The following is a 19866-nucleotide window of genomic DNA, read 5'->3' on the forward strand; positions in this document are numbered from 1 at the left end:
ATGGGGTTCATCGAGATGGCGCAGAGCTTGGCAATGCCGCCCGAAGCAGCCGGAGCGGCAGGGAAGGCGGTGCCACGGCACTGGTCCCATCCTGCCCTGGTTGCGCTCATCTATGCCGTCGTCGTCATCATCGCGCAGCTCGTCGTTCATCGTCACCTCACGGACTACGTCGGTCCCGACAACGACGATGCGATGCGCCTTGTCGAAGTGCGGGATTTCCTCGCCGGTCAGGGCTGGTTCGACGTGATGCAATATCGTCTCGGCCTCGAAGGCGGGACACTGATGCACTGGTCGCGCTTCATCGACCTGCCGATTGCAAGCCTGATCCTCTTCTTCCGGATGTTCTTCTCTCCGGAAGGAGCCGAAGCGGCGGCGCTGACCGTCTGGCCGCTTGTGCTGATCCTGCCGCTGATGTTCTTCATGGGCCTTGCAGGCCGCCGCATCGCCGGCGTGGAAGGCATGCATTTCTCGCTGATCCTGACCTCGCTGTCCGTGCTCATCTCGCCGCGCTTCGTGCCGGGCTCCATCGATCACGACAATGTCCAGCTCGGCCTTGTCGCCCTCACGGTCGCCATGCTCACCGATGAGAGCTATCGGCCACGCAACTTCGCCATCGCCGCCATCGCTCTTGCGATCCAGCTCGGCATCGGTGCGGAAACCACACCCTTCGTCGCAGTCGCCTGCATGTCGGTCGCCTGCCTGTGGGCTTGGAAGGGCGAAGACTTCGCTCCTGCTGCCAAGGCCTTTGCTTTGACGCTGACGATTGCCGTCAGCGCCGCCTTTTTCTCGCTGGTGTCGCCGCGCCTCTATTCGACGATTACCTGCGACAATCTCTCGCTTGGCTTCTATGCCATCACCAGTGCCGGCTGCGTGGGGCTCCTCCTGTCGGCGCTCTTTGCCAGCCGTCTGCCCCGGCCATGGCGCATCGCGGTTTTGCTCGCCAACGGCGCGTTCGTGTTTGCCACCGCCATCGCGCTGGCGCCGCAATGCCTGCGCAATCCGCTTGCCGATCTGGACCCGATGCTGGTGGATCTCTGGCTCAGCAGGGTGACCGAAGCGCAATCGATCTTTTCGATGGCCCGCATTGAGCCGGATACGCTCGGCGTCTTCTATGCGACGGGCTTCCTGGCGATACTCGTGTGTGCATTCCGCATCTTGCGAGGCGACCGATCGGCTCTGCACGCGGTGCTGATGGCTCTGGTCGCCATCAACTGGGTGATTACGCTGGTACAGGTGCGGGGAGCCGAATTCGCCAATCTGCTCGCCATTCCGCCGCTCGTCCTTCTGCTTGCAGAATTGCGACAAAACTACATGGCCGACACAAGAAGCCTGCGTTCGGCGCTGCTTTATGTGATGGCGGTGTTGGCTTCGGTTCCGGCGGTCTGGGCCGTTGGCGGCGCCTTGGCAGGCAAGGGGGGCGTCCATGGTTTTACCGTCACTCAACCCACCAAAGCGGAGGAGACCGCCAACTGCGCCTCGAAGGAAGCGCTGGCGCCGATTGCCCATCTCGAGCCCGGTGTGATTGCCGCCGCCTCCAATATGGGCGCGCCGCTTCTGCGCTTCACGCCTCATCGCACCCTCTCCGGCCCCTATCATCGCGATCCCGACGGAATGCTGACCGAACTGCATATCGGACTGGCGGAGCCACAGCAGGCGGAAGCGCTTCTGCGCAACGCAAAGGTAACGATCGTTGCCTTCTGCAAGGGTGATCCGCAGGTGGAGCTTGTGAGTGAGCGTGCTCCCAAGGGCCTCTATGCCCAGCTAAGCGCAGGTGATGTGCCGACCTATCTGGAACCCATTCCGGCACCAGCCAATTCCGACGTTAAGTTCTTTCGCGTCAAGCCGCAGAGCTGAGTGAAATTGAGAAATAGCCACGCGCTTCAGGCGCGGCGATGTTCCACCATGTCGATGGTGACGAGATAGCCGATGAAGCCGAGATTGTAGCCGCCGAGTGCGATGAACAGCGTCGTCAGCGGCGGCGGAACGATCGATGTGGCGACGGCGACCATGAAGGCGATGCTCACCAGTGCCACGCCGAGCAGCGCGCCGATCGTCGAGCGCTGCAGGCCGGCGGCTATTCCGATGATCGTGGCGGTCGCGAATATCATCGCTCCATATCCTCTTTACCAAGAACCAGTTTGCACAGGTTTACGCATGGATGGCTAAGAAAGCCTTTGCCAGTAAGGTTAACGCTTGATGAAGCGATAGGCTCCGCGACCTTTATGGGACACGCAAAGGCGGCGGCAACACCTCAAGTATGCGCACAATCCTGTCTTTCGATCGATTCAGACTTAAGCAGTACGCAGCAGGCTCCGCATTTACCGCGACATCGGGTAGAAGGAGGACATGAGCAGCTTTTTTGAGAATGATTCGCCTTCGAACCTGACGGAATACTCCGTCTCGGAACTATCCGGATCGATCAAACGCACGGTCGAGAATGCGTTCGACCAGGTGCGCGTGCGTGGAGAAATCTCCGGCTATCGCGGCCCGCATTCCTCTGGGCACGCCTATTTCTCCCTGAAGGATGACCGGGCGCGCATCGATGCCGTGATCTGGAAAGGCACATTTTCCAAGCTGAAATTCCGCCCTGAGGAGGGGATGGAAGTCATTGCGACCGGCAAGGTGACGACCTTCCCGGGCTCTTCGAAATACCAGATCGTCATCGAGACATTGGAGCCGGCCGGTGCGGGCGCACTGATGGCGCTTTTGGAAGAGCGCAAGCGCAAGCTGGGCGCCGAAGGCCTCTTCGATCCCGCGCGCAAGCGCAGGTTGCCTTTCCTGCCCAAGGTGATCGGCGTCGTCACCTCGCCGACGGGCGCGGTCATTCGCGATATTCTGCATCGCATCTCCGATCGCTTCCCCGTGCATGTGCTGGTCTGGCCGGTGAAGGTGCAGGGGGATGGCTCGGGCGACGAGGTGGCGAACGCCATTCGCGGCTTCAACGAGTTTGCGCCCGGTGGCCCGATCCCGCGTCCTGACGTGCTGATCGTTGCGCGCGGGGGCGGCAGTCTCGAGGATCTCTGGAGCTTCAACGACGAGGCTGTGGTGCGCGCCGCCGCCGCCAGCGATATCCCGCTGATCTCCGCCGTCGGCCACGAGACCGATTGGACGCTGATCGACTACGCCGCCGACGTGCGCGCTCCGACGCCGACGGGGGCTGCCGAAATGGCCGTTCCGGTCAAAGCCGAGCTGGATGCGCAGCTTGCCAGCCTTGCCGCCCGGCTGCAGGGCGGAATGACGAGACAGATGGACCAGCGACGACAGGCCGTCCGCGCGCTGTTGCGCGCCCTGCCATCGCTCGACCAGATCCTGGCCCTGCCGCGCCGGCGCTTCGATGAGGCCGCCGCCGGCCTTGGCCGCGGATTGGAGTTGAACACGCTGAACAAGCGCCGCTCTTTCGAGCGCACGGCCTCGCACCTCCGCCCCGATATCCTGTCGAACCGGATCGCTGAGCGCCGCCAGCAATTGAGCGAACGAATGACCCGCGCGGAGCGGACCATCGAGCGCATGCTCGACCGTTCGCGTGCCCGTATCGAACGGGCCGATGCCGTCTTCGCCACGTTGCCATCGCGTCTCGAAGCGCAGACGGGCAGGGCTCGCGACCGCCTCGGCAATCTCGTTCGCCACGCCGATACCGCTATCCGCCATCAGCTGACCCGAGCGCGCAGCGAGCTTACGGCGCAGGAGCGGATCCTGCAGTCGCTCTCCTACAAGAATGTCCTGAAGCGCGGCTATGCCGTCGTGCGTGACGAAGATGACCGTCCGGTCTCGCTGGCGGCGGCCCTTTCGACGGGTGCAGCCATCTCGATCGAATTCGCGGATGGTCGCATCGCCGCGGTTACCGGCGATGATGCCTCCCCGCCGCTATCTTCATCAGCATCAGGCGCTCCGCCTGCGAAGAAGCGGGCGCCCAAGCCGACCGAGCCCGCTGTTCCGCCGAAACAGGGAAGCCTCTTCTGATGCGCATCCTGCTGGTGCTGGCCCATCCGCTGGAGGACAGCTTCGCCGCCGCCGTGGCGAAGGCTGCGCAGGAGACGCTTGCTGCCGGCGGGCACGAGGTCGATCTGCTCGATCTCTATCGCGAAGGCTTCGATCCGCGTCTGTCCGAAGCCGAGCGGCGCGGTTATTTCGACCAGCCCTATGATACCACCGGCGTCGATGCCATCGTCGCGCGGCTGCGAGCGGCCGAGGGGCTGATCCTCGTCTTTCCGCAATGGTGGTTCAATTTTCCGGCGATCCTCAAGGGCTTCTTCGATCGCGCCTTTGCGCCCGGCGTTGCCTTCACCCATGATCCCGCCGGCGGGCGCATCGTGCCGAAGCTCACCAATATCCGCCTGTTCTGGGCGCTGACGACGACCGGCTCGCCTTGGTGGATCGTGCATCTCTACATGGGCAATCCGGTGCGGCGCCTATTGAAGCGGGGCATTGCCGCCTTCTGTGCCAAGCGGCTGAATTTCCGTATGCTGGCCCTGCACGACATGGACCGCGTGAGCGAAGCCGGACGCAAGACGCATCTCGCCCGGATCAGGAAGGCGCTGGCCGCGATCTGATCCACGTTTCCAGCCAAAAAAGATGCCGCGGCAGGGATACCGCGGGATGATTGCATTCAGAGTGTCGGGACCTCGTCAGGCCCACTCGCCCTTGCGCATGACGGGCACGCGCGAGCCATCCGCATTGATGCCATCGATATCGACCTTGTCGGAGCCGATCATCCAATCGATATGGATAAGGCTGGAATTGCCGCCCTGTGCCTTGATCTGTTCAGGGCTGAGCTTGGCGCCGTCGATGAAGCACTTGGAATAGCACTGGCCAAGCGCGATGTGGCAGGAGGCATTTTCGTCGAAGAGCGTGTTGTAGAACAGGATGCCGCTCGCTGAAATCGGCGAGGAATGCGGCACCAGCGCCACTTCGCCGAGCCGGCGGGCGCCTTCGTCGGTGTCGAGCACCTTGTTCAGCACTTCCTCGCCACGCGTCGCCTTGGCTTCGATGATCCGGCCGCCTTCGAAGCGCACCTGGATATTGTCGATGAGCGTGCCCTGATGCGACAGTGGCTTGGTGGAGGAAACATGGCCTTCGACGCGCAGCGCATGCGGCGTGGTGAAGACCTCTTCCGTCGGGATATTCGGGTTGCAGGTGATGCCGTTTTTGGCAGTGGAAGCGCCGCCGTGCCATTCATGGCCATCCGCCAGGCCGACGGTCAGATCCGTGCCCGGTCCCTGGAAATGCAGGGCGGAAAAGCGCTGGCCGTTCATCCATGCCGAACGCTTGTGCAGATTGGCATTGTGCTCCGCCCATGCCGCGATCGGATCTTCGACGTCGACACGCGAGGCCGAGAAGATCGCCTTGGCGAGCTTGGCGACTGCGATCGCTTCCGGATCATTCGGGAAGACCAGCTTCGCCCAGGAGACGTTCGGATAGGAGACGATGTTCCAGTTGGTGTCGAAATTCGAGATCTTTTCCAGCGCCGGCTTGTAGGCGGCCGAATTGGCGCGGTTTGCGCGTGCCACCTTGTTCGGGTCCTGGTTGGAAAGCAGCATCGGATTGTCGCCGGCGATGGCGAGGCGGGCCGTATTGTTGGAGAAAGCCTTGGCCATGCCCTCGTAAAGCCATGTCGCTGCGCGGTCGAAGCTTGCATCCTGGCCGTATTCGTAACGGGCAAGCGTCGTCTCTTCGTCCGAATAGAAGGTGGAGACGAGACCAGCGCCGGCCTTGTAGGCCTCACGCGTGATCAGCCGCACCAGCGGCATCGCCGCCACCGGCGCCGTCATCAGCAGATCCTGACCTGCCTGCAACTGCAACCCGACCCTTACGGCTACTTCCGCAAGCTTTTCCAGCTTGGCGTGATCGACGGGATATTGGTGGGGGGAGGCTGATGTCATGGCAGAACCTGCTTGGCTGATATCGAAAGAATGGTCTGAAGACTTAGACCGGTTTGCGGCAAAATTGAAGGCGCTTTGTCCGACCTCGGGAGATCGTCAGGCGATCAGCGGCGCAGCTTTGGCCTTCAGAGCAGCCAATGCATCCTGCGGACTGAGACGCACCTGCAGCCCGCGCTGGCCGCCGTTGATATAGACGTAGGCTTCGGTCATAGCCTGCGCCTCTATGGCCGTCGGCACAAGCTTCTTCTGGCCGAAGGGGCTGATGCCGCCGACATGATAGCCCGTCAGACGCTCGGCATCGGCGGGCTTCATCATGGCCGCCGACTTGCCGCCGAAGGCCGCGGCGAGCTTCTTCATGCTGACTTCGTGATCCGAGGGCACGACGGCGCAGACAGGCTTGCCGTCCACCTCCGCCATCAGCGTCTTCAGCACGCGATGTGGCTCCTCGCCCAGCGCCTCCGCCGCCTGCAGGCCGACACGCTCCGCATTCGGATCGTAGTCATAGGCATGCACGGTGAAGGCGACTTTCGCCTGGGCCAGCACTTGCGTGGCGCGGGTGGTTTTCGACATGAGGCAATATTTCCCGGCGTCCGGTTTTAAGTGCGTTGGGAATGAGCACGATCGAGCTTTTCGAGAATGTCTAAACCGCGAGCTTTGTCACCTTTGGCTGCCCTGAGCCGAAACCGTGTCTCGGCATCGAACTCTGTAAGTGCTTTGGTGGTCAGTTCTTCGAAAAGCTTGTTGAGACTCGTGCCGCGAGATGCCGCAAGAGCCTTCAGCCGTTCGTGCTGATCGTTTGGAAGGCGAATTGTCAGCGTGCTCATGTCAAAGCTTCCTTCGAATAAGGAATTCACCTGCTGTATGAATTTCCAACTGCGGAAATAGCAATTCCGCTTGAGCGAAATCTTTCTTGTTTGCTGTTATCAGCGCTGAAGCGCCGCCACCAACCGCGAGTTCAACCAAATGATTGTCTCCTTCGTCGCGCAAGTTTGGACGCCATAAGTAATATATGGGAGTCCACACGCAGCTTGAAAGGAACGCATCGAGCAGCGTGATGCGCTCTTCTTTTGAGATGAACCGATCATCGAAAAGAACATCTCTTCCGCAAACATCTTCGTATTCGGCAAACAAAGCGTTGCTGATCAGCGGAATCAGGCGTTCTTCAAGACAGAGGCGGATGACCTGTCGCGGCGCGCCATCAGCGTTCATGATCGCAGAAACGAAAATGTTAGTGTCAAGGACAACCTTCATGGGAATTTGATAGCATATACGCTATCAAATTCAAGGATGTGGCGGCTGATTATGCCTTGCCGAATGCGGCCGCATAAACATCCGGCTTGAAGCCGATGAGCAATTTGCCGTCCGCTTCCAGCACCGGACGCTTGATCATCGAGGGCTGCGCCATCATCAGCTGAATGGCCTTGTCTTTCGAAAGATCGGTGCGATCCGCTTCCGGCAGGGCCTTGAATGTCGTGCCGGCGCGGTTGAGGACGACTTCCCAACCGGCTTCCTTCGTCCAGCGCTCCAGATGATCCCTGTCGATGCCGACGGCCTTGTAGTCGTGGAAATCATAGGCAATGCCATGGTTTTCGAGCCAGGTGCGGGCCTTCTTCATCGTGTCGCAGTTCTTGATGCCGTAAATGGTGATCGTCATATCGAATCCATCTTTTGCTGTCTGATAGCGCATAGCATGCGGATTAAGGCGGATGAAAGCCGCTCGGATGCGCAAGCAGTTCTCTCGCCCGTTGCAGTTGCCAGCGATAATCGCATAAATATGCAGCATGCATACTTATGGTGCGGGTTGGAAGCATGGCGACGGACAAGGAAATATTGCGGCTGGAAAACCTCTTTGGCGCCACGAGCCTTGCTCTGGTGGACAAGATGGAGAAGGCTTTCGCCGATGAAACCGGCCTTGGACCAAGCGCCGTTGCCGCCATCGTTCAGATCGGCACCGAGACGGGCCTGACGATCGAGAGCCTGCGGCGGATGATCGCGCTCTCCCATTCCGCCACGGTGCGCCTGGTCGATCAGCTGGTGGCGTCCGGCCTCGTGCTGCGGGGCGGCGGCGTCGAGGGAGACAAGCGAGCCCGCGCGCTGCAGCTGACAGAAAAAGGCCGCCTGCTCTTTGATAGATGCCTCTCCGCCCGCCGGGCCGTCATTCATCGGGCTTTTGGCGTTCTCAGTCCGGAGGAGACGGCCGAGTTCGGCCGCTTGGTCGAGAAGCTGCTTCCGGCCTTGGTCGATCTCGGCGATGACCAGGATGTGGTCTGCCGCGTTTGTGATCAAGGCGTTTGCGACCAGGATCGTTGCCCGATTGCCTTCATGAAATAGGCCCGGGATAGGGGCCTTGACATTTTCATCATATATATGCAGTCTGCATACATATATTTTGAAGGGCGGTAATTGCTGCCTTCGATGATCTGAACATTGCCTGCATCAACTCGATCGGAGGCATGATCGTGATGGAAAATCGTTCAATGTTTGCCCGGCTAACGAATATGGTACGTGCGTTCCTTGCTGGCGCGCGGTGTCACATTCGCTATTTGGGTGCCCTTCTGCGGGAATCAGCGGCGATCGCCTTCACCGTGCGCTGCAAGGTGATCGATCGTCGCTAAAGGAAATCAATCCTCGAGTGTTCCCGGCTTGCGGGCGACGGAGCTTGGTCTGTCCGAGCCGATCTTCATCAGATCGCCGCGCCGACGCACCAGCCGGTCCGAAACACGGGTCACGATCAGGCCTGCCTGTGGCGCGCGGACATCGATAGTCCCGTCCGGCATGCCGGGCTTGGTGATGATGGTCGCCAGCAGGTCACCCTCTTCGACCCGCTCGCCGATATTGCGATGGAAAAGCACGGTGCCGGCTTGTGGTGCACGGATCATCTCGACATTGTCGAGCGGCACGGCCGGGCCATCGAACCCGGCGAGCGTCACGCTTTCGTCCTGCACTGCGCCACGCGCGGCCAGGAAGCGCCAGAGCCCTGCGGCATCTTCCTTTGCCATCTCGGGATAGACATCGCGGGTGCCGCGCAACTCGACCGTCACCGAAAGCTTGCCCGGCAGTTTCACCTTCTTTTCACCGGGTACTTGATATTTCCACGCGAAACTGACCGCCTCTTCGAAGGCCGAGCTTTCGCCATCCGACAGCAGCACGGCATCCGTTTTCAAGGCGGTTGCAAGGTCTGCCGCCTCCGGCCAGAAGGCCTCGTCAATATAGGCATATTGCAGGGATTCATCGTCGCAATGCAGATCGATCACCAGATCGGCACCCAGCGCCATGTGGATCAGCTGGCGCTTCAGCCGATCGACGGCCGGATAGCGTTCCAGATTCTCGATGAGGAGATCGCGGTCGCGCAGCGAAATCAGCGGGAAGTCACGGTTGAAGTTGGTGCGCGAGCCCAGGTCGAAACGGCCCTGCATCTCGCCGAAATGCGATTGCGCCGCGCCGATCGGATTGGCATGCGGCACGACGATGATATCGCTTAGAATGGCGCCTTCGGCTTCCGCTTTCCGAAGCCGCTCACAGAGGAAATGAACCAGCGCCGTGCCGGGCAGCTCCCCGGCATGTAATGCCGCCTGAATGTAGGTTTTCGGCGCATCGGCCTTGTTGCCGGCAAAATGCAGAACCGGCAGTCGCCAGGCAATTCCTGGAGTGTCGCCTTCGATGACAATTTCGGTAACGTTCATGGGCGGTCCTCCTGCGCATTATCATTATAATGAGAGACGCATACCAAGCCTCGACCGCAAGCCGCAACCATTTGTCGTTGCGCACGGGAACAAGGATTGGGACGAGCGGCGAAAATGGCTTCAGAGATTGCGATTTCTGCGCAGGCAGGAACTCAGGATCAGGCTGAGTAGGACCGCGCCAACCCCGAAGGAGAAGGGGGCGGCATAGCCGAGATGATCGGCGAACAGGCCGGCGATCGGGCCGGTGCTCCCAAGCGACACGTCGAGGAAGATCGAATAGAGCCCGAGCGCGACGCCGCGGTTCTGTGGTGGGATACGTTCCATGGCCTCGTTGCCGAGCGCTGGAAAGACGGGCGCGAAGCCGGCGCCGGCGAGAGCCGCGCCGATGATGGCAACGGTTGGGGAGGGCGCAAGGGCAAGCGCCGCCAAGCCGATGATCTCGATGACAAGCGAGATGCGCACCAGCGGCAGACCGCCGAAGCGGGCGACTGCCTGCGCAAGACCCAGGCGCACGCCCATGAAGGCGATGCCGAAAGCACTCAGGGCGAACGAGGCGCCGTCCCAGTTGCGGCTATGGAAAAACAGCGCGACGAAGGCCATGACGACGCCGAAGCCGCTGGAGGCGAGCGCAAGCGCGACGCCGTATGGCGCCACACGGCTCAAGACTTGGCCGGTGCCGATGCCCTTTTCCTTCACGCCTGGAACGGGTGGGCGGGTCTGCGCCAGCAAGAACCCGGCAACCGCAAGAATGATGGTGACGGCACCGATGGCGAAGAAGCCGTATTGCCCCTGCAGCCAGGCGCCGAACGGAGCTGCGAGTGCAATGCCGCCATAGGTGGCGATGCCGTTCCAGGAGATGATGCGGACTGTTTCGCGCGATCCCATCAGGCCGATCGCCCAGGTGATCGCCGCGGTGCTCACCCAGCTTTCGCCGATGCCGAGCGCCAGCCGGCCGGCCAGCAGAAGGGCAAGGCTCGCCGTCGGAACATGGACAGTAAACGTAGAGGCGATCGTCAGTGCGCCGGAAAGCCCATAGGCGAGGAACCCGAGAAAGACCGAGCGGCGCGGTCCATATTGATCGCAGAGCCGTCCGACCTGCGCCCGGCTGACGATGGTCGCGACATATTGCGTACTGACGGCGATGCCGGCCCAGACGACGCCGAAACCGAGGCCGCTGTCGACATAGGTGGGCAGAACCGCAAGCGGAAGACCGATGGCGGCATAGCCGAAGAATGTCAGCGCGACGATTGAGAGGAGGGATAGGGTGGAGGTGGACCGGATGGTCTCGGAGGCAGTGTTCACGGGATATCGCCTGCGGACATCGATGACGATGTCCATGCTGTTTGCCACGAAGGAACGGGGTTTGGTATCGGATAGCCATGACGGTGGCGGCCGGAGAGCCGTGCATCGCTGACGATAACCGGTATCAGGCAACAGCAGCCGCGGTCAACGAATTGCTGCCTTGCAGCAAAAGCGATTGACGGGATGAATTGATTGTGCGTGCGAGCCGAAGCCAAGCATTGTGTAAGCGGGGCCGGTTTGCTGGCCCCGCTTGAAAGGCGTCACATCGTCAAGACGACACTCGCCGTCGTTCGTCCCGCCTCGAGATCGGCATGGGCTCTTGCCGCATCCTTCAGCTCGTATTCGGCGCCGATCGGGTTGATGAGCCCGTCCTGCAGCGCCGCCATCAGCGCGGTTGTGCCCTGGCGGTAGAGCTCGGGATCGTTGGCATAGGTCAATACGCTCGGGCGAGATAGGCCAATGGCTCTGGGCGCCGTCAGCTCCTCTATCTGGATCGGCGGAATGGGGCCGGCCGCCTGGCCGAGGCTTGCGACCATTCCGAAAGGACGGACGGCGGCAAACGTCTGCGACAGCATGGTGCCGCCGATGCCGTCGACGGCGAGATGCACGCCGCGGCGATCGGCGATGCGGCGGGTTTCCTCAACCCAATCCTCTGATGTGTGCAGGAGAACCACATCGGCGCCTGCTTCGTAGGCGAAGCCGGCCTTGGCTTCGGAGCCGACCGTCGCGATGACATTCGCGCCAAGTCGCTTGGCAAGGCGCGTGACGAGCTGGCCGAGACCGCCCGCTCCGGCGTGGACCAGCACCCATTCGCCGGCTTTCACGGGATAGGCCTTCTGCAGCACCATTTGCGCCGTCAGGCCGCGCAGCATCGTGCTGCCGGCAACCCGCTCGCTGACGCCATCGGGCAATTTCACCAGCCGGGTGGCCGAAAGCGTGCGCACCTCGGCATAGCTGCCGAGCGGATGGCCGATATAGGCGACGCGGTCGCCCACCTTCAGGTCGTTGACGCCGGGGCCTAGCGCCTCGACGACGCCCGCGCCCTCGAAACCGAGCACGCTCTGGCCGGGCGGCAGCGGATAGAGCCCGGACCGGACATAGATATCGACGAAATTCACGCCTGAGATGCTTTGGCGGATCCGAGCCTGGCCGGGGCCTGGTTCGGTGACGGGGAGATCGACGGCTTTCATGGCTTCGGGGCCGCCGGGGCCGGTAATGGCAATCGCTAGGGGCATGCTGAAGTCTCCTTTCGGGAGATCTTTGACCACAAACATCGGCCTGAATAAATTCGGTATGAACTCACCGCATCTGTGCAATAATGCACCGATGATCGACTGGCAGGACCTTCTTCATTTCGCCGCCCTGGCACGAACCGGTTCGCTTTCCGCCGCGGCGCGGGAGCTTGGGGTGGATCACGCAACGGTTGGTCGCCGTATTGCCGCGTTGGAGCGTTCGCTCGATTTGCGCCTGATCGATCGGCGGCCGCGCACCTCGCCGCTGACGGCCGATGGCCGCGCCATTGCCGAACTGGTGACGGGAATGGAGGAGAATGTCGAAGCGATCAGGCGCTATTCGAAGAGCGCCGTTGCCGGGCTCTCCGCTGCGGTCAAGGTCAGCGCGCCGCCGTCCATCGCCGCCCATCTTCTCGCGCCGAAATCGGCTCTCTTTCGTGAAGAGCATCCGGACATCACCTTGACGATTGCCGGCGTCACCCGCCGCGCCGCGCTCAACTACGGAGAGGCTGATATCGCCGTGCGCATGACGCGGCCGGAGGAGAGCGATCTCCTGGTCCGCCGTATCGGAGTCATGCGCTTCGGCCTCTACGCCATCCCGGCCGTCGCACAAAGACCCGAGGAGGAGTGGGTTTTCATCGGTTACGATGCGGCGATGGAGCATCTGACGCAGCAGACCTGGCTTCGAAGTCTGCTGGATGGCCGCCCGATCGTGTTTCGCGCCACCGATGTCTTCGGCCAGCTCGAGGCGGCCCGCGCCGGCCTCGGCGTCGTGGCGCTTCCAGCCTTTCTGGGTGATAGCGAAGCGGGGCTGACGCGCCTGCCGGTCGCGGTTCCCTCACCGACGCGGGACCTCTGGCTCGTGACCTATCCTGATCTGCGCCGTTCGCCGGCCATTCGCGCAGTAATGGATTTCGTCAGCGACATCATCGGCCGAAGCTGCCCGTTACGTGGCGGTGCGGAGACAGCCGGCTAAGGCCAGGTTTAGACTGCATTTTCCTATTGCAGGCCGGCGGCGAATCTCTATCCATTAGATAGGTGGGTCATACCTACGGTCGGTGATCGATGACGAAGCTGGGCAGTTGGTTCGTGATGGGCAGGGCGGATCTCGTCGCGGGCATATCGGTTGCAGGCCTGATGCTGCCTGAAGCGGTTGCTTATGCGGGCATTGCCGGCTTGCCGCCGCATCGGGCCATTCTGGCCGGCATTGCCGGATGCCTGGTCTATGCCATATTCGGCCGCAGCCGCTTTGCCATCGTCTCCCCCACATCCTCGTCGGCCGCCATTCTTGCCGCCACCTTGGCGGTGGTGCCGGGCGATGCCACGATCAAGGCGGGCCTTGCCACGGTTGCCGTGGCGCTTGCCGGCATTCTGTTCGCCGTTGCCGGCGCCTTGCGCCTCGGCGGCATCACCGGTTTCATCTCGCGGCCGGTCCTGCGCGGCTTCGCGCTCGGGCTGGCGATCACCATCATCCTGCATCAGCTGCCGATCATGGTCGGCGTGCCCGTGCAAGGTTCGAACATTCTCACCTATGCCGCAGCACTCTTCGGCGCGATCCTGCAGTGGAATCCACTCAGCCTTGCCGTCGGCGTTGTTGCGCTGGCGGCATTGCTGCTGCTGAAACGGCTGCCGGGCGTTCCCGGCGCCTTTCTCGTGCTCGCCGCCGGTATCCTCGCCTCCTACCTCTTTGGCCTTGAGGACTACGGCGTCAAGCTGGTCGGCCCTATCGAGATCCTGCCGCAATGGCCGTCGCTGCCGGATGCTGGCTGGGCCGCCTATTCGCGTCTGGTGCAGTTCACCGTGCCGCTCGTCCTCATCCTCTTTGCCGAATCCTGGGGCACGATGCGAGCCTTGGCGCTGCGCTACGGCGAGACGCTGGAAGTCAACCGTGAGCTTCGTGCGCTCGGCGCCGCCAACATCGCCAGCGCCGTTGTCCAGGGCATGCCGGTTGGTGCGGGCTTTTCCGCCGGTTTTGCCAGCGAGGCGGCCGGGGCGAAGACGCGGGCGACCACCGTCTTTGCCGCGATCGGTCTTGCGATCCTGATTGCCTGTGCCGGGCCGCTCGTTGCGCTTCTGCCTGAGCCGGTGCTGGCCGCCGTCGTGATCGCGGCCCTGACGCATGCACTCGACCCCAGTCCGATCCTGCGCCTGCGCCGCCTGCATCGCGATTTCTACGTGGCGCTGGGCGCGGCCATCGGCGTGCTGGCCTTCGGCGTCCTCAATGGCATGCTGCTGGCGATCGCCCTTTCGCTCGCCGCCATGATGCATCGCCTGGCCTCGCCTTATATCGCGCGCTTAGGCCGGCTGAACGACAGCCATGACTTCGTCGATATCGGCAGGCATGACGATGCCTCGGAGATACCGGGCATTGCCATCTGGCGCCCCGGTGAGACCCTGTTTTTCGGCAACGCCGATACGATCTTCGGCGAGATCCTGTCGGGCACCGGCGGTGAAACCGGTTTGCGGGCGGTTATCCTCAGCCTGGAGGAAAGCTCCGATATCGACAGTACGGCGATGGACGCCCTCATGGAATTCGACAGCGCCATGCAGCGCAGGGGTCTGCGCGTCCAGTTTGCCCGTGTGCATGATCGCGTCCGCGATCTCATGACGGCCGCAGGTGTTGCCGACGTCGAGCACCGCTGCAGCTTCAGTGTCGATGATGCGGTGGCTGCGGTGATGGCGTCTTCGGCAACCGTTGAACCTGTTCCAAAACCGTAAGCGCCAGATTTAGAACAATGGCCAGTGCCAGACATGGCCGTGTTCGCCGGCGCCCTGGAAGCTGTTGACCAGCGTGAACGTTTTCACTGTCCAGGCGACGGGCTTGTCTAACCTCACTTCGGGAAGAATGCGGTCGCAATAGAACAGCGTCATATGGGGTTGGAACGAGCTGGATATGCGGCTTTCAAAGCCCATGCTTTGCATGGCAGCATCCAATTCCCGACGAAGTGTCGTTAGCCCCTCATTTCCTTCCCTGCACCAGAGTACATATTGACGATTGTTGCCGTTGCCGAATGTGCCCGCCCGATCGAATATCAAGGGAAACGATTTTAGGCAGATGGTTGACCCGGCCTCCAATGCAGCGAAGGTGGCTTCCTCTTGTGAGCGGGAGACAATATCGATGGCATAGATGGTAGCATGGTAGAGATCATGCTTTCTCGCTATGCGCGTCAACCCGTTTCGACGACTTTGGTCGACGGTCATTTCAGCAGTCAATTTAGCGATTTCCGGGTCCGGCAACGCCGCAAAGTAGAGAGCTTGCCGGCGCTTTGGCGGGCTTTTGCCCTTGCGATTAATTGGCGGTTTGCCGAGATCAAATGACAACTGATCCATGTGTTGCATGGCTTCATTCAAAGCTGGCTTGGCTTTGCCTCCTTTTGTTTTCCGATCTCGAAAGCATATGACTCGATGGCTACGATTTCAAGAACAAAGCAAGAACATATGGCGGAATCGCGATTCCAAAATTCTGCAATCCTCACGTTAAAAATGCGGATCGAATAAAATGCAGGCCTGATCTGTTCATTCCAAGCGAGGCTTATTCTCCATTCTCTCCAACAGGGAATGACCGTCCATGTTTACCAGAGCCATCTTTTCAGCCTTATTTCTCGCCGTCATCGGGCTCGGCATTTCCGCTTGCTCCACGTCGGGCGATCATAATTCCGGCGGCGGCATGACGCTGAACGCGCCTCCGACTGGCGGTGGATATTGATCCTTCAGCTCGCAATCGCCTTGAAGCCACCCCGCTGTCGTTAAAGCAGTGGCAATTGCCGATCTTCGCAAGAATCGGGTTGAATTCGACGCCTCCGAAGACGATTTTCATGACAAGTGGAAACACAGGAGCTTTCGTCATGAATGAGACAAGGCAGAATTACCTGATCTTCGAAACCGCCGGCGGCTTTTGCGGCATCGCCTGGAATGATGTCGGCGTGCTGCGCTTTCAATTGCCGACGAAGGATGCGGCGGCAACCGAACGCCTGCTGCGCCGGCGCCTGTCGAATGCGCAGCCCGGCACGCCGACGCCGGAGATTGCGGGAGTGGTCGCCAAGGTGAAGCGCTATTTTGCCGGTGAGAAGATCGACTTTTCCGATGTCGCGCTCGACCTCGGCGATCAGGATGCTTTTTTCACGCAGATCTACGCCGCCGCCCGGCAGGTCGGCTGGGGTCACACGACAACCTATGGAACTTTGGCCAAGCAGCTTGGCGCAGGGCCGGAAGCCGCGCGCGATGTCGGGCAGGCCATGGCCAAGAACCCGGTGGCGCTGATCATCCCCTGCCATCGCGTTCTGGCTGCGGGCGGCAAGATCGGCGGCTTTTCCGCGCCGGGCGGCTCCAACTCCAAGGCTCGCATGCTGGAGCTGGAAGGCGTCCAGCTGGCACCACCGAAGCCGGTGCAGCAGTCGCTGGCGTTTTGAGCCGGACGATTGGGTGTACGGCTAAAGCTGCTCGCCTTATTCCTTCGGCCCCTGACGGGCTCGGGAAAACAACAGCGTCTGCTTGTCATTGAGGCGCATTGGCATCGGATCGCCATAGCCGACTTTTTCGGCGACTCGGATCGAGGCCCTGTTATCGGGCGAAATCAGACAGACGCTGCGCTCGAACCGCGGCTGCTCGTCGAGCCAGGCGAGGGCGGCGGCAAGCGCCTCCGTGGCAAAGCCCTTGCCGTGCGCCCATGCCGCCAAAGCCCAGCCGGCCTCGGGAATACCCTTGATCGGCGGCTCCATCACCCGATGAAAATCGGCAAAACCGAGATCGCCTGCATATCGGCCTGACGATTTCTCACGGATTGCCCAGTAGCCATGTCCCAGCAGCGGCCAGAGGCCGTGATAGGACAGTATCCGCATCCATGACTCCCTGGAGGTGGATACGACATTGCCGAAAATATGCTTCACGACCAGAGGGTCGCTCCACATGCCGGCAAGCGGTTCGAAATCATCGAGCGTATGACCCGTGAGAATGAGCCGTTCGGTTTCCAGTCGCGGCGGCGAGAGCGTGGGTTTCATTCAGGTCACTCTTTGGGTTCGGCATCGGGAAATCTGCTGCAGGCGTCCGGCCAGACCTTGCGTCGGTTATTTTTACTCATACACGAAATCATGCCGCTCGTTCCAATGCTCTCTTCCGCCATAGAATTGTGAAGGCGAGACCATGGTTGACAAGCAGCAATGGCACGAAAAGCGCGGGTATATAAAGGCCGGCGCCAAAGAGGCCGGGATTTCCGACCCTCGTTATGCCCATGTAGTAGGCGTTCAGAAGATCCATGGTTCCCCAGATATTGAATATCCAGACAATAGGAATAGCGATCGGCCACCGCCAGGAAAGTGCGGCCATTGAAACAAGCGCGAGAACGGCTGCGATGAGATCACCCCATCCAACCTGATAGGCGAAATCTGAACTCAACTCCGAAGATACGAATCCGGATACCAGAAAGTTCATCCCCAGGAACCTGAACGCATGGAAAGCCGCGAGAAGTCTCAACGCCTCATAGCGCGGCACTGCACGTATCGCAGGCCAGACATAGACGTAAGCCACAACCGAACTCGTCAGGAAGGCGCCGGCAACGCTGAGAACGAATGGAAGATTGAGGTCCGGTGGCATGCTGGGATTCCTTTATGTTTGCGGACATGTTTCGACATCTGCGGGTGCTTAGGGATTGGCCATGAGCAGGCGGAGCGGCAAAAGCGGGCCGATTGCGATGTATTCGTGATCCATGAGATTTTGCCTGGCTAAGGGCAGGTCCTCCATGATTGCCTGCGCCTCGGCGACGTCCCTGGAATCCAGCAGGAAGATGGCTCCACGTCCGTCGCCCCGCGAATACCATTCACGAATCTTCCCGCTGAGATAGAGCAGGACCGTCTGCCGGATTTCAGCCGGCATGACGCTCATGACTTGTTCGCGTGTGACGCCCGCCTTCACGGTAAGGATGATCATTACCCCTGTGGTTGCCGGCGAGACGGCCTGTGCCAGGTCAGCGGTTGGATGGGTCATGGAAGCAGCTCCTGTGAGAGTGAGTCAGGAAGAGGCTGATCGCTTTCACGGTCTCGTTTCGGCGACGTCCTGAACATAACGCAAACATAAGTCCGCTTTTCACGAGCGACTATTCTCGATAATGTCGACGAGTTATGAAGCAGAACTTCACAGTCAGACAGGGAGCCCTCGATGGCGTCGAGGCCTTCCTGAGTGTCGCCCAGCACCGCAGTTTTCGCAAAGCGGCCGCAGCGCTCGGGGTAACCCCATCGGCGATCAGCCAGGCGGTGCGAGCGCTCGAGGCGCGCATCGGCGCGGCACTTTTCATCCGCACGACGCGCAGTGTCAGCCTAAGCGAGGCCGGCGAGCGATTTCACGCCCGCGCAAAGCCGGCTTTCGAGGAGCTCATTGCCGCCAGCCATGGCGCGCGCGACCTTGGACAGCGACCCGCCGGACTGTTGCGCCTCACGGTGCCGCAGGCGGTGGTGCCGATCCTGCTGGAGCCGCTGATCGCATCCTTTTGCCAAGTCTACCCCGAGATCGAGGTGGAGATCGCCGCCAGCGCGGACCTTGTCGATATCGCCGCCGAAGGGTTCGATGCGGGCATCCGGTTCGGCCAGTTCATCGCCGCGGATATGGTTGCGGTTCGGCTGACGCCGCCTTTCCCCTTCGTGGTCGTCGGCAGCCCCGAATATCTGCGCCGGCAGGGAAGGCCGGAGCGTATCGACGATCTGCGTCGGCATGCCTGCCTGCGCATGCGCCGCTCAAACGCGTCGATCGCGCCCTGGTCCTTTGTCGACAACAACAAGTCGATCGAAGCGATCGTCTCCGGCCCGCTGATCGCCCACGATTTTCCCACCATTCTTGGTGCGGCAGCGGAAGATATGGGGCTCGCGCAAGTGCCCGAGCCGATCGCGGCGAGCCTGGTCAAAGCAGGCAAGCTCGTGCGTGTTCTGGAGCCATTCGCACCCATGGTGCCGGGCATGTTTCTGTACTATCCCAGCCGCCATCAAATGATGCCGAAACTGCGAGCCTTCGTTGACCACATCAAGCGCCGAAAACCTTAGGTTGCGCGGCATCGAGAAAGGAAGACGTCATGCAATATCCGTGGTCTTCCTGGATGGAAGGTAGCGCCATCCCTCACCTTTCCTTCCGGCTATTTGGATAGGTTCTAACGCTTTGTTATTGCCTTGCTTCGGAACTAAAGGTCGTGCGAGATCGTTTATCTTGAACTTTGATGCGACGTTGACGTCGTACCCGGCCGGCTGGGTTAAGCGGCGCTCTTGAGGAGTATCTCACTATGAAGATTTCGTCCGGATTTCGTTCAGTCGCGGTGGCCGCCATTGCCGCTGCGGGAATTGGCTTTGCCAGCGCTGCGCATGCCGACAGCGGCACGATCCGTTTTGCCGTCTACAAGGCGGCTTTCTTCGTCGGTGGTTCCGGAGGGGAGGGCACGCTGACCTTCCATGGCCGGCGCTATCCCATCTCGATCGGCGGCATCTCGGGCGGCCTCGCCTTTGGTGCTTCCAAGACCTATTTCAGCGGTACCGTGCGCCACATTCGCCGCGCCCAGGATGTCAGCGGCGTCTATGGTGCAGCGGGCGGCGGCGGCGCCGTCGGCAAGGGCGCCCAGATGATCGTCATGACCAATGATAAGGGTGCCCAGCTCGAACTGACAGGCCGGCAGGTCGGCCTGCAAGTCAACGCCGATATCAGCGGCATGAGCATCCGGGTAAAGTAAGGGCCACTTAGCTCGCCACTCCCCTGGACGGGCCCGATTTGCTGAATTGGCGATCGGCACGTCCAGGAAAA

At 61.1% G+C, this 19866-nt stretch carries 23 protein-coding genes; 10 read left to right on the forward strand and 13 right to left on the reverse strand.

Annotated elements, in window-relative coordinates; genetic code table 11:
* Positions 1–15 precede the first annotated feature (15 nt).
* Complete coding sequence (locus DQ393_RS20405) at positions 16–1854, forward strand: hypothetical protein (protein WP_112343825.1); 1839 nt, start codon at positions 16–18, stop codon at positions 1852–1854.
* A 26-nt stretch (positions 1855–1880) separates the two neighbouring features.
* Here DQ393_RS20405 and DQ393_RS20410 read toward each other — a convergent pair whose 3' ends face one another.
* Positions 1881–2108, reverse strand: coding sequence for a homogentisate export protein (locus DQ393_RS20410; protein WP_112343553.1), 228 nt, complete (start codon positions 2106–2108; stop codon positions 1881–1883).
* A 238-nt stretch (positions 2109–2346) separates the two neighbouring features.
* On the opposite strand from DQ393_RS20410, the gene xseA reads away from it, so the two are divergent.
* Both xseA and DQ393_RS20420 read left to right on the forward strand, forming a co-directional pair.
* Positions 2347–3960, forward strand: a complete 1614-nt coding sequence (gene xseA / locus DQ393_RS20415) for an exodeoxyribonuclease VII large subunit (RefSeq protein ID WP_112343554.1) — start codon at positions 2347–2349, stop codon at positions 3958–3960.
* A complete protein-coding gene (locus tag DQ393_RS20420; RefSeq protein WP_112343555.1) occupies positions 3960–4550 on the forward strand; it encodes an NAD(P)H-dependent oxidoreductase in 591 nt (196 codons plus the stop codon). Before xseA ends, DQ393_RS20420 begins: the two co-directional genes overlap by 1 nt.
* 75 nt (positions 4551–4625) lie before the next feature.
* On the opposite strand, the gene DQ393_RS20425 is transcribed toward DQ393_RS20420, so the two are convergent.
* The 5 genes from DQ393_RS20425 to DQ393_RS20445 all read right to left on the reverse strand — a co-directional run bounded on the left by DQ393_RS20425 (position 4626) and on the right by DQ393_RS20445 (position 7533).
* Positions 4626–5879 (reverse strand): aminopeptidase, encoded by a 1254-nt coding sequence (locus tag DQ393_RS20425; protein WP_112343556.1) that lies wholly within the window; start codon positions 5877–5879, stop codon positions 4626–4628.
* 96 nt (positions 5880–5975) lie between these two features.
* Positions 5976–6449 carry a Cys-tRNA(Pro) deacylase gene (gene ybaK / locus DQ393_RS20430; RefSeq protein WP_112343557.1) on the reverse strand — a complete coding sequence of 158 codons (474 nt, stop codon included), beginning with the start codon at positions 6447–6449 and terminating at the stop codon, positions 5976–5978.
* Positions 6450–6475: 26 nt separating this feature from the next.
* Positions 6476–6703: a toxin-antitoxin system HicB family antitoxin gene (locus DQ393_RS20435; RefSeq protein ID WP_112343558.1), complete on the reverse strand. Its 228-nt coding sequence runs from the start codon at positions 6701–6703 to the stop codon at positions 6476–6478.
* Between the two features lies 1 nt (position 6704).
* Entirely contained in the window at positions 6705–7130 is a 426-nt protein-coding gene (locus tag DQ393_RS20440; RefSeq protein WP_112343559.1) for a putative toxin-antitoxin system toxin component, PIN family, read from the reverse strand.
* A gap of 49 nt (positions 7131–7179) precedes the next feature.
* Entirely contained in the window at positions 7180–7533 is a 354-nt protein-coding gene (locus DQ393_RS20445) for an ArsC family reductase (protein ID WP_112343826.1), read from the reverse strand.
* Positions 7534–7688: 155 nt separating this feature from the next.
* On the opposite strand from DQ393_RS20445, the gene DQ393_RS20450 reads away from it, so the two are divergent.
* On the forward strand, positions 7689–8210 hold the full coding sequence (locus DQ393_RS20450; protein WP_112343560.1) for a MarR family winged helix-turn-helix transcriptional regulator: 522 nt from the start codon (positions 7689–7691) through the stop codon (positions 8208–8210).
* A 290-nt stretch (positions 8211–8500) separates the two neighbouring features.
* Here DQ393_RS20450 and DQ393_RS20455 read toward each other — a convergent pair whose 3' ends face one another.
* The 3 genes from DQ393_RS20455 to DQ393_RS20465 all read right to left on the reverse strand — a co-directional run bounded on the left by DQ393_RS20455 (position 8501) and on the right by DQ393_RS20465 (position 12099).
* On the reverse strand, positions 8501–9562 hold the full coding sequence (locus DQ393_RS20455; protein ID WP_112343561.1) for a succinylglutamate desuccinylase/aspartoacylase domain-containing protein: 1062 nt from the start codon (positions 9560–9562) through the stop codon (positions 8501–8503).
* A 120-nt stretch (positions 9563–9682) separates the two neighbouring features.
* On the reverse strand, positions 9683–10864 hold the full coding sequence (locus DQ393_RS20460; RefSeq protein ID WP_112343827.1) for an MFS transporter: 1182 nt from the start codon (positions 10862–10864) through the stop codon (positions 9683–9685).
* Positions 10865–11124: 260 nt separating this feature from the next.
* Entirely contained in the window at positions 11125–12099 is a 975-nt protein-coding gene (locus DQ393_RS20465; protein ID WP_112343562.1) for a quinone oxidoreductase family protein, read from the reverse strand.
* Positions 12100–12124: 25 nt separating this feature from the next.
* On the opposite strand from DQ393_RS20465, the gene DQ393_RS20470 reads away from it, so the two are divergent.
* Entirely contained in the window at positions 12125–13072 is a 948-nt protein-coding gene (locus tag DQ393_RS20470; RefSeq protein WP_245430414.1) for a LysR family transcriptional regulator, read from the forward strand.
* A gap of 89 nt (positions 13073–13161) precedes the next feature.
* Positions 13162–14814, forward strand: coding sequence for a SulP family inorganic anion transporter (locus DQ393_RS20475; protein WP_112343563.1), 1653 nt, complete (start codon positions 13162–13164; stop codon positions 14812–14814).
* A gap of 9 nt (positions 14815–14823) precedes the next feature.
* On the opposite strand, the gene DQ393_RS20480 is transcribed toward DQ393_RS20475, so the two are convergent.
* A complete protein-coding gene (locus tag DQ393_RS20480; protein WP_112343564.1) occupies positions 14824–15435 on the reverse strand; it encodes a 2'-5' RNA ligase family protein in 612 nt (203 codons plus the stop codon).
* A gap of 229 nt (positions 15436–15664) precedes the next feature.
* On the opposite strand from DQ393_RS20480, the gene DQ393_RS33495 reads away from it, so the two are divergent.
* Entirely contained in the window at positions 15665–15802 is a 138-nt protein-coding gene (locus DQ393_RS33495) for a hypothetical protein (RefSeq protein WP_162737052.1), read from the forward strand.
* 139 nt (positions 15803–15941) lie between these two features.
* On the forward strand, positions 15942–16505 hold the full coding sequence (locus tag DQ393_RS20485; protein ID WP_112343829.1) for a methylated-DNA--[protein]-cysteine S-methyltransferase: 564 nt from the start codon (positions 15942–15944) through the stop codon (positions 16503–16505).
* Positions 16506–16541: 36 nt separating this feature from the next.
* On the opposite strand, the gene DQ393_RS20490 is transcribed toward DQ393_RS20485, so the two are convergent.
* From DQ393_RS20490 to DQ393_RS20500, 3 genes are all read right to left on the reverse strand, one after another.
* The gene (locus DQ393_RS20490; RefSeq protein ID WP_112343565.1) at positions 16542–17093 is read right to left on the reverse strand and encodes a GNAT family N-acetyltransferase; all 552 of its coding nucleotides are present in this window, start codon (positions 17091–17093) and stop codon (positions 16542–16544) included.
* Between the two features lie 88 nt (positions 17094–17181).
* The gene (locus DQ393_RS20495; RefSeq protein ID WP_112343566.1) at positions 17182–17685 is read right to left on the reverse strand and encodes a hypothetical protein; all 504 of its coding nucleotides are present in this window, start codon (positions 17683–17685) and stop codon (positions 17182–17184) included.
* 48 nt (positions 17686–17733) lie between these two features.
* A complete protein-coding gene (locus tag DQ393_RS20500; RefSeq protein WP_181592395.1) occupies positions 17734–18075 on the reverse strand; it encodes a hypothetical protein in 342 nt (113 codons plus the stop codon).
* A gap of 134 nt (positions 18076–18209) precedes the next feature.
* Here DQ393_RS20500 and DQ393_RS20505 point away from each other — a divergent pair, with 134 nt between their 5' ends.
* Together DQ393_RS20505 and DQ393_RS20510 are read left to right on the forward strand one after the other, a co-directional pair.
* On the forward strand, positions 18210–19121 hold the full coding sequence (locus DQ393_RS20505) for a LysR family transcriptional regulator (RefSeq protein WP_112343567.1): 912 nt from the start codon (positions 18210–18212) through the stop codon (positions 19119–19121).
* 233 nt (positions 19122–19354) lie between these two features.
* Entirely contained in the window at positions 19355–19795 is a 441-nt protein-coding gene (locus DQ393_RS20510) for a hypothetical protein (protein WP_112343568.1), read from the forward strand.
* The last annotated feature ends 71 nt before the right edge of the window (positions 19796–19866 follow it).

Origin of the sequence: Martinezella tropici (genome assembly GCF_003287875.1) — a bacterium.
GTDB classification, from domain to species: domain Bacteria; phylum Pseudomonadota; class Alphaproteobacteria; order Rhizobiales; family Rhizobiaceae; genus Rhizobium; species Rhizobium tropici_C.